The following is a 15,725-nucleotide window of genomic DNA, read 5'->3' as shown; positions in this document are numbered from 1 at the left end:
TCAGGAGCCTCCCCGCAGGATCGAGCTGCCCTGGTACGTACCGTCGGAGGGGGTGAGGTCCGACAGGTCGAGGCGGCCGGACTGGCCGTAGAACTCGGCCGGGTTCCGCCACAGCACGCGGTCCACGTCGTCGTCGGTGAACCCGGCCGCCAGCATCGCCTCCGCGGTGCGCACGGTCAGCAGCGGGTCCGACTTCCCCCAGTCCGCGGCGCTGTTGACCAGCATGCGGTCCAGCCCGTACTCCCGGAGGATCTCCACCATCCGCGGCGGCGACATCTTCGTGTCCGGGTAGATGGAGAACCCGGCCCAGCATCCGGCGTCCTTGACCACCTTGACCGTCACCTCGTTCAGGTGGTCGATCACCACCCGCTCCGGTGCGAGGCCGGACTCCGCGACCACGTCCAGGCTGCGCAGCGTGCCGCGCGCCTTGTCCCGGTGCGGCGTGTGCACCAGCGCGGGCAGCCCGAAGTCGACGGCCATGGCGAGCTGCCGGGCGAACGCGTCGTCCTCCTCCGGGGTCATCGAGTCGTAGCCGATCTCCCCCACCGCGACCACGCCGTCCTTCGCCAGGTAGCGCGGCACCAGGTCGAGCACCGGCCGGCAGCGGGGATCGTTGGCCTCCTTGGGGTTCAGCGCGATCGTCGCGTGGTGCCGCACCCCGAACTGCGAGGCACGGTACGGCTCCCACCCGACCAGCGAGTCGAAGTAGTCCGCGAACGAGCCCGGCCCGGTCCGCGGCTGCCCCAGCCAGAACGCCGGCTCCACCACCGCGACCACGCCGGCCGCGGCCATCGCCGCGTAGTCGTCCGTGGTCCGCGACGTCATGTGAATGTGCGGGTCGAAGATCCGCATCACCGTCTCCTCTCGCTCGTCGTCCCGGCCCGCCGCACCTCGCGGAGCAGGTCCGCCGCGTCCGCCGGGAAGTCACGCCCCGCGGCCGCGCGCTCCTCCGCGAGCGCGGCCAGCATGTCGGCCAGGCCGTCGTCCGCCCGGTCGCGCAGCCCGTGCACGACCGTCAGCGGCACACCCATGAACACGCACTTCAGCACGCCCTGCCGCCACGTCGCGTCGTCCAGCCGATCCGCCGCCGGGCCCAGCGCGGCCGCGACCAGCCGGGCGTCGTTGGTGCGCAGCGCGTCCCGCAGCAGCGGGATCACCTGCTCGTCGGGGGCGTCCGGGAGCAGCGAGCAGGCCGCGAGGATCGCCTGCTTCTCCCGGCTGTCGCCGTAGCGGTACAGCTCCGCGATCTCGGCCGGGCCGGCCGGGGCGGCCAGCAGCGCGGCCAGCAGCACCGCGCGGGCGGCGGCGTCCACGCTCCAGCCGGGCACGCCGGGCAGCGGCTCCCGGCCGGTGCGCCGGCCCGCGGCCGGGAAGAGGCGTGCGATCGCGGCGGGGTCGCTCGTGACCGCGCGTTCCGCGTCGTCCAGCCATTCCCGCCCGGGTACGTCCCGCAGCGCGACCCGCAGCTTCTCCAGGGTGATCTCCCGCGGAGTGATCGTCATGCCGTCCTCCTGTCCCTCGCGCCGTCCACATCCGCACCGTCGGTGCCCGCACCGGCCGCACCGTCGGTGCCCGCGCCGGCCGCACCGTGGGTGCCCGCGCCGGCCGTCACCGCACTGCCCGCGATCGCCGCGGCGCCGGCTGCGGATTCGCGGTGCTCGCCCGCACCCCGCCTACCGCTTCCTAGGAAGCTAGGTGCATTCGGGTCGGTCGCGGTCGTCCAGGCGGAGCGCAGGAAGGTGAGCGAATCGGCGGCGATCGTGGGGGCGGCGTGGGAGTGGCGGGGCAGCTCGACCGCAACGAGGCCGCGGTAGCCGCCGTCCGCGAGCGCGCGCAGCACCGGCGGGAAGTCGATCTCGCCGGTGCCGAACTCGAGGTGCTCGTGCACGCCCCGGCGCATGTCGTCGATCTGCACGTTGACCAGGTGTTCCGCCACCTCGGTGACGCAGTCGGCCACGTCCAGGGGCTCCAGGCACCGGCAGTGCCCGATGTCGAGCGTCATGCCGAACCAGCCCGGCGCGCCGAGGGCGTCCCGCAGCCGCCGCCAGCCGGCGATGTCCTCGACCAGCATGCCCGGCTCCGGCTCGAACCCGAGCGGAATCCCGGCCGCCGCCGCTGCCTCCCCCGCCTCGGCGCACCCGTTCACCAGCCGCTGCCAGGCCAGCTCCGGGGGTACGCCGGGCGGCCGCACCCCGGCCCAGAACGAGACCGCCTCCGCGCCCAGGTCGGCACCGACCGCCACCGCCCGGCGGAGGAAGTCGATCCGCAGCGCGCGATCGTCGTGCAGCAGCGTCGGCGCGTGCTTGCGCCTCGGATCGAGCAGGTAGCGCGCTCCCGTCTCGATCACCACCGCGAGCCCGAGGTCGCGCAGCAGGTCCGCGGTCTCCCCCACCCGGGCCGCGAGATCCGGCGCGTACGGATCGAGGTGGTCGTGGTCCAGCGTCAGCGCCACACCCTGGTAGCCGAGATCCGCGATCACCCGCAGCGCGTCCGCCAGCCGATGGTTCGCGAACCCGTTGGTGCCGTAGCCGAACCGCGGTGCCGGCGCGCTCATGTCGGCGACACCTTCCGCGCGAGCATGCGGGCCAGCGGCGCCGCGGCGGCGACCAGCAGACCGGCGACCGGACTCCCGGCGCGGGCGGTGAGTGCCCCCTGCAGCGCCGGCAGTCCCGTGATCCCGGCTCCGACCGCCGCCCGGACCGCGGCCGGGGTGGGACTCGCCACCGCCCGGGCCTGCGCGGCACCGTATCCGGCGAGGTACTGCCCGGCCAGCGCGCCCACCACGGCCGCCCGGGACGGCGATCCGCCCGCCTTCCGGGGCGCCGGCGTGACGCTGCCGGCCACCGGCGAGGACCCGGCACCGACGGCACGCGGTGCGGGCCCGGCGGCTATCGCCGCGCCGAGCGCGCCCGTCGCCGCGAGCGTGGCGGCGGGCAGCGTGGGGGTCGCGCCGGAGACCTCGCGCCGGGAGAGCGCGGTGACCGTGTAGGTGTGCGCCGCCACGGCCGCGGCCGTCGGCAGCGCCCGCCGGAGCGGGCCCGTCAGCGTCCGCCCGGTGGTCGCGCCGAGCAGGACGTTCAGCGCGCGGCAGGCCGCCATCACCGCCGGGCCGGCCGCCGTGTTCTTGGCGCGCAGGTCGTAGGCCCAGATCGCGGCCGCCAGCGGCACCGCGACGCCGAGCGAGCGCCGGCCCCCGCCCAGCGCGGCGATCCCGAGGCCGGCCGCGGTGAGCCCCGCGGCCAGCCCGGCCGCGGTGGCCGGGCGTACCCGCCCGGACGGAATGGGCCGCTCGGGACGCTCCACCGCGTCGAGGTCGCGGTCGGCCCAGTCGTTGGCGGCCATGCCGGCCCAGTAGAGACAGACGGAGGCCCCGGCCAGTGCCCCGGTCGCCGGGGTGAGCGCCCCCGCGGCGCTCGCACCGGCGATCAGATCGCCCGGGACGGAGAGGGCCGCCGGCGCGCGTACCAGGTCGATCAGGTCGGCGAGGCGCGCCATCAGACCTCTCCCGCGCCGGGGAAGGAGCCGGAGAGGTCCTCGACGAAGGAGGTCAGCAGCGACCACTGGTCGGCCAGCGCGGCCGGCGCCGTACCGATCGGGTCCTTGAAGAAGAACGCGAGTTCCGGGAGCGGGCCGGAACGGCCGGCCGCGTGGGCCGCGGCCGTCAGCCGGGCCAGGTCGAGGATCAGCGGCGCGGCCAGCGCGGAGTCGCAGCCGTGCCAGGTGAACTCCATCCGCATGGTGGTGCCGAGGAAACCGGAGAAGCTGATCAGGTCCCAGGCGGCCTTGAAGTCGCCGAGCGTCTCGACGTAGTCGATGCGGGTGGTGCCCTGCGGCTGGTAGCCGAGCGTGTCCGCGAGGACGCGCTGCTTGCTGGCGGTCTTGGCGGCGTTCGCGGCCGGGTCGGCGAGCCGGGCGCCGTCGCCGCCGCCGAGCAGGTTGAGCCCGGACCAGCTGCGCACGCGCAGGTTGCGGGCGGCGAACATGGGCGCGAGCACGGACTTGACCAGCGTCTCGCCGGTCTTGCCGTCGTTGCCGGCGTAGGGGACGCCGTGCTCCCGGGCGAGCGCGTCCAGCGCGGGCAGCCGGGCGCCGGTGGACGGCGTGAAGTCGACGTAGGCGCACCCGGCGAGGAACGCGGCCCACGCGGCGCGGGAGCTGGGCGGCAGCGTCTCGGCGTCCGCGTTCAGCAGATCGTCCGAGGGTACCGGCTCCGTGCTCGCCACGTTGATCACGACCACCCGGTCGAGGCCGTGGGCCTCCCGGAAGGCCACGAGGTCGCGCGCGATCCCGTCCACGGACGGCGGCAGCGGCAGCACGGCCGCGTCCACCTCGGACAGCTCCGCGGTGAGCGCGGACGCGAGGTGCGCGGGGAGCACGCCGGCGGCGCCGAGCGCCTCGGCCTTCTTCGGCAGCGGCGTGTCGGCGATGTCGTGCCCGCCGAAGACCAGCGACGGGATGGGCGGGAGCCAGGGGCGGGCGAGCGCGGGAAGCTCGGTGACGCAGCCGTCGGTGCCGGCCAGGCCGGCGCGGAGCGCGAGCGCGCCGGTGACGGCGGTGGTGGCGACGGAGCCTCTGGCACCCATGAGCCAGACGCCGGTGCGGGCGGGGACGAAGGACACGGTACCGACCTCCGATGGTGGTGTGGCCCCGCCCGCCGCGCCACCGGGGTGGCACCACCCGGGGGTCGCCGTCGGTCGGCGGTCTTCGGGCGACGCCCCGGGGACCCGGGAACGCGACGGACGGGGGTATGTGGCGGGTGGGACTCTACGACCCGCGTGTTACATACGGTAGGCGAATGATCACTATGGAGCTATGGAGCGAACTCGGCCCAGTTCAGGTTGAACAGGCCGGTGGTGGGCCCGCCCTCGACGCCGCCGGCGACCAGGTAGAGCCGATGTGAGCCGGGTGCCGCGGAGACCGGGACGGTCTGCGACGCCCAGGTGGTGTTGGACGCGGTCGCGGCGAGCGTGGCGCTGCCGACGATCGGGCCGTCCGGCGCGTCCAGCCGCAGCGTCACGGTGGCGCGCGGCTGCCCGGCGGTGGCGGCGGTGCCGCCCGCGTACCGGAGTGTGACCGTGCTGACCCCGCCCAGGTTGATCGGGTCGAACGCGATGTACTCGTTCGGATCGAACCCGGTCAGGTGGTTGCCGCCGCCGGTGTCGTTGGTGGACGCCACCGTCACGCCGAGCTGCTGCTGGGCGAACTCGGCCTGCTGCCGCCAGGTCTGCAGCACCACCTGGTTGACCGCCTCCAGCGGTGGCTGCCCGTTCGCGCCCAGGTCCGTGTACTTCGCGCTGACCGCGCCGTACAGGTAGCCGCCGGCGTGGTCCGCGCCGTCCGCCGGGGAGACGAACGATCCGGAGCAGCCGTTGGCGTCGCTCATGCCGTGGCCGTGCGTGTCGTGGCCGAGCACGAACGAGACCGTGACGCGGGAACAGTCGATCGGGCCGTCCTCCGGGTCGGTGACGGTCACGGTCCAGGGAACCGTGTCGCCCCAGTTGAAGAAGGTTCCGGAGATCGGCGAGGTGACCGTGACCGTGGGCCGCGTGTTGCCGACCACGATCTGGTGGGTGAGCTGCGCGGTCTTGCCGCTGGAGTCGGTCACCGTGAGCCGCGCGGTGTAGACGCCGTTGGCCGTGTACGTGAACGTGGGGTTCGGGTCCGCGGAGTCGACCGTGCCGTCGGAGGTGAAGTCCCACGCGTACGAGATGGACTCGCCCGGATCCGGGTCGTACGTACCCTCGGAGGAGAACTGCACGGTCAGCGGCGCGGGCCCGTTGTCCGGCGTGGCCTCGAGCGCGGCCACCGGCGCCCGGGTGCCCTTGGCGTAGCGGATCACGGACAGCGCCGCGTCCGGGTTGGGCCGGAAGAAGCCGTCGCCGTACTCGAGCAGGTAGAGGCTGCCGTCCGGGCCGAACTCCATGTCCATCGGGTTGTCGAAGACGAACCCGGGCAGGAACTGCTCGACGCCGGTCAGGTTCCCGTTGCCGTCCGTCCGCATCATGAAGATCTTGTCGCGGGTGAACTCGCCGAAGACCACGGCGTCGTCGTAGTACTCCGGGAACTTGCCCTCGGACGTGGACTGCGCGTCGTAGGTGTAGATCGGGCCGCCCATCGGCCCGACGCCACCGGTGCCGATCACCGGCCACTTGAAGTCGCACGTGGTCGGCGGATTCGACAGGTACGAGCCCGGGCACGGCGTGCGCGCCTGGAACGTGTACCAGAAGTCCGGCTGCGCCACCGGCGGCAGCGTGGTCAGGCCGGTGTTGCGCGGCGAGTCGTTGACCGCCGCCGCGCAGTTGAACGCGCCCTTCGACTGCTTGGTGGCGAAGTCGTAGTCGATGTAAGGCAGCGACGGCGAGTAGCAGTACGGCCAGCCGTAGTTGCCGGCCTCGTTGGTGGCGATCCACCGCCCGGTCCCCTCCGGCCCGCGGGTGGCGGACGGCACCTGCGAGTCCGGCGAGTAGTCGCCCACGTAGACGTAGCCGCGCGCGTCCACGTCGAACCGGAACGGGTTGCGCAGGCCCATCAGGAAGATCTCCGGACGGGTCTTGCCCTCCGTGTCCCGGCTCTCGTCGAACAGGTTGCCGCTCGGCACGGTGTACGTGCCGTCGTCCTCCACCCGGACCCGCAGCACCTTGCCGCGCAGGTCGTTGGTGTTGCCGGAGGAGCGCTGCGCGTCGTAGCCGGGCCCCTGCGTCGGCGACTCGTTGATCGGCGTGTACCCGTCCGAGCCGCCCGCGTTGGTGTCGTCGCCGGTGACCAGGTAGAGCAGCCCGGCACCGTCGAACTTGATCTCACCGCCGACGTGGCAGCAGACGCCGCGGTCCACGTCCACGCGCAGGATCTGTTGCTCCGTGCTCATGTCCAGGTGCGGCGTGGGCGTCTCCACGAACTTCACCCGGGACAGCTGGTTGTAGCCCTTGAACGGCTCCCACACCGACGGGTCGTTGCTGGTCACCGGCGCGTCCGTGGTGGGCGTGTCCAGCCGTGGCGCGTAGTAGATGTACACCCACCGGTTCGTGGCGAACTGCGGGTCGAGCGCGACCGACTGCAGGCCGTCCTCGTCGTGCTGGTACACCTCCAGCGTGTTGATCACCGGGCTGGCGCCGGTCGCCGGGTCGTACAGCCGGATCTGGCCGTTGCGGGTGTTGTGCAGCACCCGGCCGTCCGGCAGCACGGCCAGCGACATCGGCTCGCCCGGCTCATCGTTGAGCACGACCTTCTCGTAGTTGCCGACGACCGTGGCGCCGCAGTCACCCTCGACCACGCCGGCCGCCCACTGCAGGCCGCCGAGCAGGTGCCGCCGGAACGAGCCGTCCAGGTAGGAGCGGGTGGAGTGGCCCAGTCCGGTGTAGAACGTGCGCCCGCCCTGGTAGTCGCGGCACCAGGAGATCGGGTGGTCGTGCCCCATGGTCCCGCCGGTGACCGTGGACTCGTCCAGGGTGGCCAGCACGTGCGCGGTGCCGCGCACGCTGGACTCGAAGTTGTACCACTCCTCGGAGAGCGTGACCTTCCGGGCGAGCCGCTCGGTGGCCGGGTGGGCGCGGTCCGCCACGTCGATGGTGGCGTCCTCGGCCGGCAGCGCGGCCTCCACGGACGTGCCGACCAGGTCGCGGTAGAACTCCCAGTCCGGCTCGGTCTCCGCGGCCGCGTGCACGCCGAGGTAGCCGCCGCCGTTCGTGAAGTACTGCTCGAACGCGGACTGCTGCGTGTCGTTCAGCACGTCGCCGGTGGTGTTCAGGAAGACCACGGCCCGGTAGCGGGACAGGTTGGCCGCGGTGAACGCGTCCGCGTTCGCGGTCTCGTCCACCCGGAAGCCGTTCGCGATGCCCAGCAGCTTCAGCGCGGCGACGGCGGCCGGGATGGACGCGCGGCGCTCACCGGCCGTCTTGGTGAAGGCCAGCACCCGGTACGAGCCGGGCTTACGCGCGTCGGACCGCAGGGACGCCGGCCCGTTCTCCGTGGTGATCAGGGTGTCGGGGTGGGGCGGTGGTGCGGCGGACGCGGGCGGTGCCGCGAGCGGTAGGGCGATGGCCAGGCCTGCCGCGGCCGCCAGCCACCGACGGACGGATCTTGTCATGTGTTCCTCCGGGGTCAGTGAGGCGCTTCGGGCCGGTGCCGGCCCGGAACGCCCCGCCACGGGCACGGGGGTTGTGCCTCACCCCTGGCGCGGTGCCACGTCCGCCAAGGTCCTGCTGTGGTGCCATGAAAGCCTCGGGCCGCGCCCTTCTCGCCGTCACGCGGGGCGCAACCGCGTGCCGGCCCCTCGCGGCGCGGCCCGAGGAGCCTGCTAGACCTGGACCCACGCTCCCGAGCCGGCCGACCGCTCGACCGCGTCCAGCACGAGCTGCACGCCGAGCGCGTCGGCGAACGACGGCTCCGGGTCGGTGCCGGTGCCGATCGCCTCGAGGAGGTCGCGGGCCTGGTGCGTGAATCCGTGCTCGTACCCGATCAGGTGCCCGGTCGGCCACCACGCGGACAGGTACGGGTGGTCGGGCTCGGTGACCAGGATCCGCCGGAATCCCAGCTCCGTGCCCGGCAGCGTGCCGTCGTAGTACTCCAGCTCGTTGAGTCGTTCCAGGTCGAACGCCAGCGAGCCCTTCGCGCCGTTCACCTCGATGCGCAGCCCGTTCTTGCGGCCGGTCGCCATCCGGGTGGCCTCGAACGTGGCGACCGCCCCGCCGGACAGCCGGGCCACGAACAGCGCCGCGTCGTCCACGGTGACCGGGCCCTTGCTCGATGCACCCGCGGTCGCCGCGCCGAGGGCCGCGCCGTCACCGGACGGCAGCGGCCGTTCGGTCACGAACGTCTCGGTCAGGCCGGACAGGCCGGTGATGGCCTGGCCGGTGACGAACTGCGTCATGTCGATGATGTGCGCGCCGATGTCACCCAGCGCTCCCGACCCGGCCTTGTCCTTCTGCAGGCGCCAGACCAGCGGGAACTCCGGGTCGGTGATCCAGTCCTGGAGGTAGACCGCGCGGACGTGGCGCAGCTCGCCGAGCCGGCCCTCCGCGATCAGCCGCCGCATGAACGTGACCGCCGGTACGCGGCGGTAGGTGAACCCGCACATGGCGCGCACGCCCTGTGCCCGGGCGGCGTCCGCCGCGGCGACCATCGCCCGGGCCTCCTCGACCGTGTTGGCCAGGGGCTTCTCGCAGAGTACGTGCTTGCCGGCGGCGAGCGCGGCGCACGCGATCTCCGCGTGCGAGTCGCCCGGCGTGCAGATGTCGACCAGGTCGATGTCGTCCCGGTTGATCAGGTCACGCCAGTCGGTGGTGTGCTCGTCCCACCCGAGCCGGTCCGCGGCCGCGGCCACGTTCGCCTTGTCCCGCCCCGCGATCAGCGACATGCGGGCGCGTACGGGCAGGTCGTAGACGCGGTTCACGGTCCGCCACGCCTGCGAGTGTGCCTCGCCCATGAACGCGTAGCCGACCATCCCGATGCGCAGCTCGCCCACGGATAGCTCCCTGTCTGTGAAGAAGTGTGTGTCAGAACCCAAGCTGAAGGTAGTTCGCCGCGTTCTCCTTGGTGATCGTTTCGGACGCCAGCGTGATGTCCTTCGGCACGGCCAGCTCCACCAGGTCGGACAGGCCGCGGCCCTGCGCGACCAGCCGGGCCAGCGAGATCGCCGACGAGGCCATCGACGGGCTGTACGTGACCGTGGCCTTCAGCACGCTGTTGTCGGCCTGGATCGCCTCGATCGCGGCCTTCGAGCCGGCGCCGCCGACCATGATGAACTCGTTGCGGTTCGCCTGCTGGACCGCGGCGAGCACGCCCACGCCCTGGTCGTCGTCGTGGTTCCAGAGCGCGTCCATCCGCGGCAGCGCCTGGAGCAGGTTGGTGGCCTCGCGCTGGCCGGAGTCGACCGTGAACTCGGCGGCGCGCCGGTTCGCGACCGTGAAGCCGGCCGCGGCGAGCGCGTCCTTGAAGCCCTGCGAGCGCTCCTGGGTCAGCTCCAGCGAGTCGATGCCGGCGATCTCGCCGATGATCGGGCTGGTCACGCCCTTCGCCTTCATCTGCGCGACCACGTAGTTGCCGGCCGACACGCCCATGCCGTAGTTGTCACCCTTGATCATCACGCGGTACGCGAGCGCCTGGGTGAACGCGCGGTCCAGGTTGATCACCGGGATGCCGGCCTGCATGGCCTTGATCCCGGACGCGGTCAGCTCCTTGCCGTCGTGCGGCAGCATGACGATCGCGTCCGGCTTCTGCGAGATGAGCGTGTCCAGCGCGGCGCGCTGGGCGGCCGCGTCCGCGCCCGCCTCCACGCTGGTGAAGGTCACGTCGCCGTACGCGCCGGCCTGCGCCTTCGCGTTGTTGGTGATCGCGGCCATCCAGCCGTGGTCCGCGGCCGGCGCGGAGAAGCCGATGGTGACGGCCTTGCCGGGGGACGCGTTCGGGTTCGCCCCGTCCGGGCCGCGGGTCTGCGCGGTGTTCGGGGTCTGCTCGTTGCTGGTGCAGGCCGCCAGCAGCGTGCCCGCGCCGATCGCGGCGCCGCCGAACAGCAGCCGGCGGCGGGAGGCGTCCTTCATCATGTCGTCCTCGCTCTCGTGGATTCAGAATGTGCGGTGCCCGGCCGCCGTCGCAACATCGACGGCCGCCAATGTGCTCGTCGACGTCAGCCGCGGGAGAACAGTCGGGTCAGCGAGCCGAAGCGGAACTGCTGGATCAGCACGGCGGCCACGATGATGCCGCCCTTGATCATGTTCTGCGACTCGGTGGAGAGGTTGTTGATCGCGAACAGGTTCGTGATCGTGGAGAACACCAGCACCCCGAAGAGGGCGCCGACGATGGTGCCGCGGCCGCCGGAGAGCAGCGTGCCACCGATGATCGCCGCGGCGATCGCGTCCAGCTCGTACAGGTTGCCCATGGCCGCCTGCGCGGAGTTCGCCTGCGCGGTCAGCATCAGCGCGCCGATGCCGCAGCAGAGGCCGGACAGCGCGTAGAGCAGCAGCGTGTGCCACCGGACGTTGATGCCGGCGAGCCGGGCCGCCTCCGGGTTGCCGCCGACCGCGACCGTGCGCCGGCCGAACGTGGTGCGGTTGAGCAGCACCCAGCCGGCCGCGACCACCACGGCAAGGATGATCACCAGCAGCGGTACGCCGAGCACCTCGGTCGACGCGATGCCGTTGATCGTGGCGTTCTGCGAGATCTGCGTCTGCTTGCCGGAGATCGAGGCGGCCAGGCCGCGGGCCGCGACCATCATGGCCAGCGTGGCGATGAACGGCACCAGCCGGCCGTACGAGATGAGCAGCCCGTTGACCACGCCGGTGCCGACGCCGACCGCGATCGCCGTGAAGATCATGCCGCCCGCGCCGTAGCTCTGGGTGGCGACCGTGGTGGCCCAGACACCGGCCAGTGCCATGATCGCGCCGACCGACAGGTCGATGCCGCCGCCGATGATCACGAAGGTCATGCCGACCGTGACCACGCCGATCGCGGACGCCTGCTGGAGGATGGTGAAGATGTTGTTGCGCACCCACTCCGGGTCGCCGTAGAGGTCCGGCCGGGTCAGCACGCCCAGCGCGACCAGCACCACGAGCACGCCGATCAGCGCGAGGTTGCGCCCGGCGAACTCGTTGCCCTCGCTGCTCCACCAGCGGCGCAGCACGTCGCCGCCGTCCCTGGTAGCGGCCGGGCGCGTGCCCGGATCCGCCGTCGTCGTGGCCTTCATGCCGCCTCCCCCTCGGTGGTGTCCGTCTCGGCCGCGAGCGTCTCGGTGGTGAGCGAGCCCGCCATGATCATGTCCAGTACCGCTTCCTCGTCCAGCTCGCCGCCGGGCGCCTCGTGGATCACGCTGCCCTCGCGCATGATCAGCACCCGGTCGGCGAGACCGAGCACCTCCGGCACCTCGCTGGAGACCAGCAGCACGCCGAGCCCGGCCGTGGCCAGGTCGCGGATCAGCTGGTAGAGGTCGGAGCGCGCGCCCACGTCCACGCCGCGGGTGGGCTCGTCCAGCAGGAGCAGGCGCGTCGGCGTACCCCCGAAGCGGTCGTGGTCCTGACCGGGGCCGCCGTTGCGCGGGCCGGTGCCGACCAGCCAGCGGCCGACCACGACCTTCTGCTGGTTGCCGCCGGAGAGCTGGCGGACCGGGCGGCGCACGTCCGGCGGCCGCAGGTCGAGGCGCTCGGCGACCGCGCGGGCCGAGGCGGCCTCGCGCCCGGCCCGGGTGAACCCGGCGGCGGCGAAGCGGCCGAACCCGGCCAGCGTCACGTTGCGGTAGATCGGCTCGTCGAGCAGCAGTGCCTGGCTCTTGCGCTCCTCCGGCGCCATGCCGACGCCGGCCCGGACCGCCGCGCCGACGCTGCCCGGCCGCAGCCGGCGCCCGTCCAGGGTGACCGTGCCGGCCTCCGCGCGGCGCGCGCCGAAGATGGTCTCCAGCAGCTCGGAGCGGCCGGAGCCGACCAGGCCCGCGATGCCGACGATCTCGCCGGGGCGCACGGTCAGCGACACGTCCGCGAACTCGCCGTGCCGGGTCAGCCCGCGCACCTCCAGCAGCGGCGCCGCGCCGGTCACCGGCGCGGGCCGGTCCGGGAAGACGTACTCGATGGTCCGGCCGGTCATCCGGGTGACCAGGTCGCGGGTGGGCGTCTCGCGGGCGGGCAGGCCGGCCGCGGTGGTGCGGCCGTCCTTGAGCACGGTGACCCGGTCGCCGATCTCGCGGATCTCCTCCATCCGGTGCGAGATGTAGACGACCGCGATGCCGGCCGCGGTCAGCTCGCGGATGATCCGGAACAGGTTGCCGACCTCGTCGTGCGCCAGCACCGCGCTCGGCTCGTCCATGATGATCAGCCGGGCGTCGTGGGAGAGCGCGCGCGCCATGCTGACGATCTGCTTGCCGGCCGACGGCAGCCGGTGCACCGGGCGGCGCGCCGGGATCTCCGCGTGCCCGAGCCGGCGCAGGATCTCGGTGGTACGGCGGGCCGTCTCACCGCGGCGGACGAACCCGAGGCGGCGCGGCTCGTGCCCGAGGAACGCGTTCTCCGCCACCGACAGCCCGTCCACCAGGTCCAGCTCCTGGTAGATGGTGGCGATCCCGGCGCGCATCGCGGCCTGTGGGTTCGCGAACTCGGCGGGCTTGCCGAGCCACTCGATGTGCCCGCTGTCCGGGCGGTGCGCGCCGGACAGCACCTTGATCAGCGTGGACTTGCCGGCGCCGTTCTGCCCGAGCAGGCAGTGCACCTCGCCCGCGCGCACCTCGAGCTGCACCCCGTCCAGCGCGCGCACGCCGGGGAACGTCTTGACGACATCGGTCAGTCGCAGGATCACGGAGTCATCCGCGCCGCTCTTCGGGAATTCGGTCACCTGATCGCCCATCACGAAGCCTGTTCGAACGCGACGTCGCTGGCCAGCACGGCGGCACCGGTGACGCCCGCGCGAGAGGCCAGCTCGGACAGCACCACCGGCAGGTTCCCGGTGGCGAGCGGCAGCGAGCGGCGGTACACCACGCTGCGGATCTCGGCGAGCAGCACGTGCCCGAGCTGGGCCAGGCCGCCGCCGATCACGATCATGGAGGGGTTCGCGAAGCTGACCAGCCCGGCGAGCACGGAACCGACTCGCCGGCCGCCGTCGCGGATCAGCCCGATGCTGGTGATGTCGCCCTCGGCCGCGGCCAGCCCCACGTCCCGCGCGGAGAGCGTGCCGGACGTGGCCAGCCGCTCGGCCAGCGCGGGCGAGGCGCCGGACCGGCCGGCGGCGAGCGCGTCCCGGGCCAGCGCGGCGCCGCTGAACAGCGCCTCCAGGCAGCCGGAGTTGCCGCAGGAACAGACCGGGCCGTGCGGCTCGGCCATGATGTGCCCGATGTCGCCGGCGCATCCGTCCGTACCGCGGTAGACCTCGCCGGAGAGGAAGATGCCGCAGCCGATCCCGGTGCCGATCTTCACGTACAGGAAGTCGTCGATGCTGTGCGCGACGCCGCCGTGCCGCTCGCCCAGCGCCATGATGTTCACGTCGTTGTCCACCACGGCCGGGCAGCCGTGCTCGCGGGCCAGCAGCTCCCGCACCGGGTAGCGGTCCCAGCCCGGCATGATGGGCGGGGAGACCGGCACGCCGTCGCGGTAGCTGACCGGGCCGGGCACGCCGATGCCGATCGCGTCCAGCCGCTCGTACACGCCGTCGGTCCTCGCCTTGGCCAGCAGTTCGTTGACGCGCTGCAGGATCGCCCTCGGCCCGGAGCGGATGTCGGCGGCCTCCGCGTACGCCGCGACCGGCTCCAGCCGCCCGTTGACCACCTCGATGTCGATCGAACTGGCGCCCAGGTCGACCGCGGCGAACCGCAGCCGCGGGTGCAGCTCGACGAGGGTGGAGCGGCGCCCGCCCCGGGACGCGGCCATGCCGGCCTCGCTGACGAAGCCGGCGGCGGCGAGCCGGTCCAGCTCCGTGAGCAGCCGGGGACGCGGGATGCGCAGCCGGTCCGCGAGTTCGGCGCGGGAGATCGCGCCGTGGTCGCGCAGCAGCCGCAGCAACCGCAGGTGCAGGGCCTCGTCGGGTCGCACTGTCACTCCACCCTCTTCGACGTTCAGCGCTTGTAGATCGTCAGCTCGGACATGTTGTCGTAGCTGATGTCCGCGTACTGCAGCGACCGGCCGGGATTCGCGGCGCCACCGGGGGCGGTGTCGTCCTCCCAGTTGGCGTGGTGGAAGTCCGGCTCACCGATCGTCTGGAAGAACTGCTGGAAGTTGATCGCGCCGAGGCCGAGCGGCACCATCACGTACCCGTCCGGCCTGGTGCTGTCCTTGACGCCGTCCTTCGCGTGGAACAGCGGGAAGCGGGTGGTGCGCTCCGCGACCGTGATGATCGGGTCGAAGAGGCTGCGCCGCTCGGTGCCGCGCGCGTCGACGAACGTGTGGTGCTTGTGCCGGGCCACGTACGCCCAGTAGATGTCCATCTCGAAGAAGACGTGCCGCGGATCGGTCTTCTCGAAGAAGTACTCCAGCTTGCGCCGGCCGGTGGAGCGCGTGGGGTTGCCGTTCGCGTCCTTCGGGCCGGCGTCGAGCAGGAACCCGTACGCCGAGTCGTGGTTGTGCGTGTAGAGGCGCAGCCCGCGGCGGGCGGCCTGACGGCCCAGCTCGTTCCACAGGTCGGCGGCCGCGTCCCAGTCCTTGGTGTAGGAGCTGTTCGTCGGGTCCGCGCCGGTGCCGATGTTCCGCATGCCGAGCGTCTGCGCGATGTCCATCTGCTGCGTGAACGTGGCCGCGTTGATCTGCGTGTGCGTGCCGTTCGCGACCAGGCCGTTGTCGTCGAGGATCTTGCGGATCTCCTGCGGCGTGATCTGCCGGCCCAGGATCGACTCGTGCTGGTGGTAGCCGGCGAACTCGATCTCCTTGTAGCCGAGCTCGGCCAGCCGGGCGAGCACGCGCTCGAAGCCGTACGGCACGCCGCTGTCGTCCGGCGCGGCCGTGATCCGGTCGCGCACGCTGTACAGGATGATGCCGCGGTTGCGGGCCGGGATCAGCGGCTCCGCCCGCAGCCGGCCGCGCCGGTTCCCTCCGGCGAGCGCGGGGCTGCCGGTCGCCAGCACGGAGCCGCCGGCCCCGCCGATCACGGCGGCGGCCGCCGCGGACGCGCCGAGGATCCGGCGCCGGGTCGGGTTCGTACGGCTCTGCTGCACCTCGTCCATGCTTCTTCACCTCTCGAGAACGGCAGGGGGCATCGCCCGAGCCGAGGTCGGGTCACGTCGTACGCGTGGAAGGAAGGGCTGGGTGTGCGGGTCGAGCGCCGCC

At 72.9% G+C, this 15,725-nt stretch carries 12 protein-coding genes; all 12 read right to left on the bottom strand.

The window, feature by feature from the left end; genetic code table 11:
• The 12 genes from J2S41_RS13015 to J2S41_RS12960 all read right to left on the bottom strand — a co-directional run bounded on the left by J2S41_RS13015 (position 1) and on the right by J2S41_RS12960 (position 15,622).
• Positions 1–852, bottom strand: coding sequence for a TatD family hydrolase (locus J2S41_RS13015; RefSeq protein WP_310367238.1), 852 nt, complete (start codon positions 850–852; stop codon positions 1–3).
• Complete coding sequence (locus tag J2S41_RS13010; RefSeq protein ID WP_310367236.1) at positions 852–1,502, bottom strand: EboA domain-containing protein; 651 nt, start codon at positions 1,500–1,502, stop codon at positions 852–854. Before J2S41_RS13010 ends, J2S41_RS13015 begins: the two co-directional genes overlap by 1 nt.
• Complete coding sequence (locus J2S41_RS13005) at positions 1,499–2,554, bottom strand: sugar phosphate isomerase/epimerase family protein (RefSeq protein WP_310367231.1); 1,056 nt, start codon at positions 2,552–2,554, stop codon at positions 1,499–1,501. Before J2S41_RS13005 ends, J2S41_RS13010 begins: the two co-directional genes overlap by 4 nt.
• Positions 2,551–3,495, bottom strand: coding sequence for an SCO3242 family prenyltransferase (locus J2S41_RS13000; RefSeq protein ID WP_310367227.1), 945 nt, complete (start codon positions 3,493–3,495; stop codon positions 2,551–2,553). Before J2S41_RS13000 ends, J2S41_RS13005 begins: the two co-directional genes overlap by 4 nt.
• A complete protein-coding gene (locus J2S41_RS12995; RefSeq protein ID WP_310376365.1) occupies positions 3,495–4,583 on the bottom strand; it encodes an inositol-3-phosphate synthase in 1,089 nt (362 codons plus the stop codon). Before J2S41_RS12995 ends, J2S41_RS13000 begins: the two co-directional genes overlap by 1 nt.
• A gap of 227 nt (positions 4,584–4,810) precedes the next feature.
• Positions 4,811–8,083: a ThuA domain-containing protein gene (locus J2S41_RS12990; RefSeq protein ID WP_310367223.1), complete on the bottom strand. Its 3,273-nt coding sequence runs from the start codon at positions 8,081–8,083 to the stop codon at positions 4,811–4,813.
• Positions 8,084–8,293: 210 nt separating this feature from the next.
• Positions 8,294–9,439, bottom strand: a complete 1,146-nt coding sequence (locus tag J2S41_RS12985) for a Gfo/Idh/MocA family protein (RefSeq protein WP_310376364.1) — start codon at positions 9,437–9,439, stop codon at positions 8,294–8,296.
• Positions 9,440–9,491: 52 nt separating this feature from the next.
• Positions 9,492–10,535, bottom strand: coding sequence for a substrate-binding domain-containing protein (locus J2S41_RS12980; RefSeq protein ID WP_310376363.1), 1,044 nt, complete (start codon positions 10,533–10,535; stop codon positions 9,492–9,494).
• An 86-nt stretch (positions 10,536–10,621) separates the two neighbouring features.
• Positions 10,622–11,677 carry an ABC transporter permease gene (locus J2S41_RS12975; RefSeq protein WP_310367220.1) on the bottom strand — a complete coding sequence of 352 codons (1,056 nt, stop codon included), beginning with the start codon at positions 11,675–11,677 and terminating at the stop codon, positions 10,622–10,624.
• Positions 11,674–13,320 carry a sugar ABC transporter ATP-binding protein gene (locus tag J2S41_RS12970; protein WP_374728129.1) on the bottom strand — a complete coding sequence of 549 codons (1,647 nt, stop codon included), beginning with the start codon at positions 13,318–13,320 and terminating at the stop codon, positions 11,674–11,676. The genes J2S41_RS12975 and J2S41_RS12970 overlap by 4 nt, the downstream gene beginning before the upstream one ends.
• On the bottom strand, positions 13,320–14,504 hold the full coding sequence (locus J2S41_RS12965; RefSeq protein WP_374728128.1) for an ROK family transcriptional regulator: 1,185 nt from the start codon (positions 14,502–14,504) through the stop codon (positions 13,320–13,322). The genes J2S41_RS12970 and J2S41_RS12965 overlap by 1 nt, the downstream gene beginning before the upstream one ends.
• 17 nt (positions 14,505–14,521) lie before the next feature.
• Positions 14,522–15,622: a sugar phosphate isomerase/epimerase family protein gene (locus J2S41_RS12960; RefSeq protein WP_310367216.1), complete on the bottom strand. Its 1,101-nt coding sequence runs from the start codon at positions 15,620–15,622 to the stop codon at positions 14,522–14,524.
• Positions 15,623–15,725 lie beyond the last annotated feature (103 nt).

The organism is Catenuloplanes atrovinosus (assembly GCF_031458235.1).
GTDB classification, from domain to species: Bacteria; Actinomycetota; Actinomycetes; order Mycobacteriales; family Micromonosporaceae; genus Catenuloplanes; species Catenuloplanes atrovinosus.
This window is presented reverse-complemented; position numbering and strand designations above follow the sequence as displayed.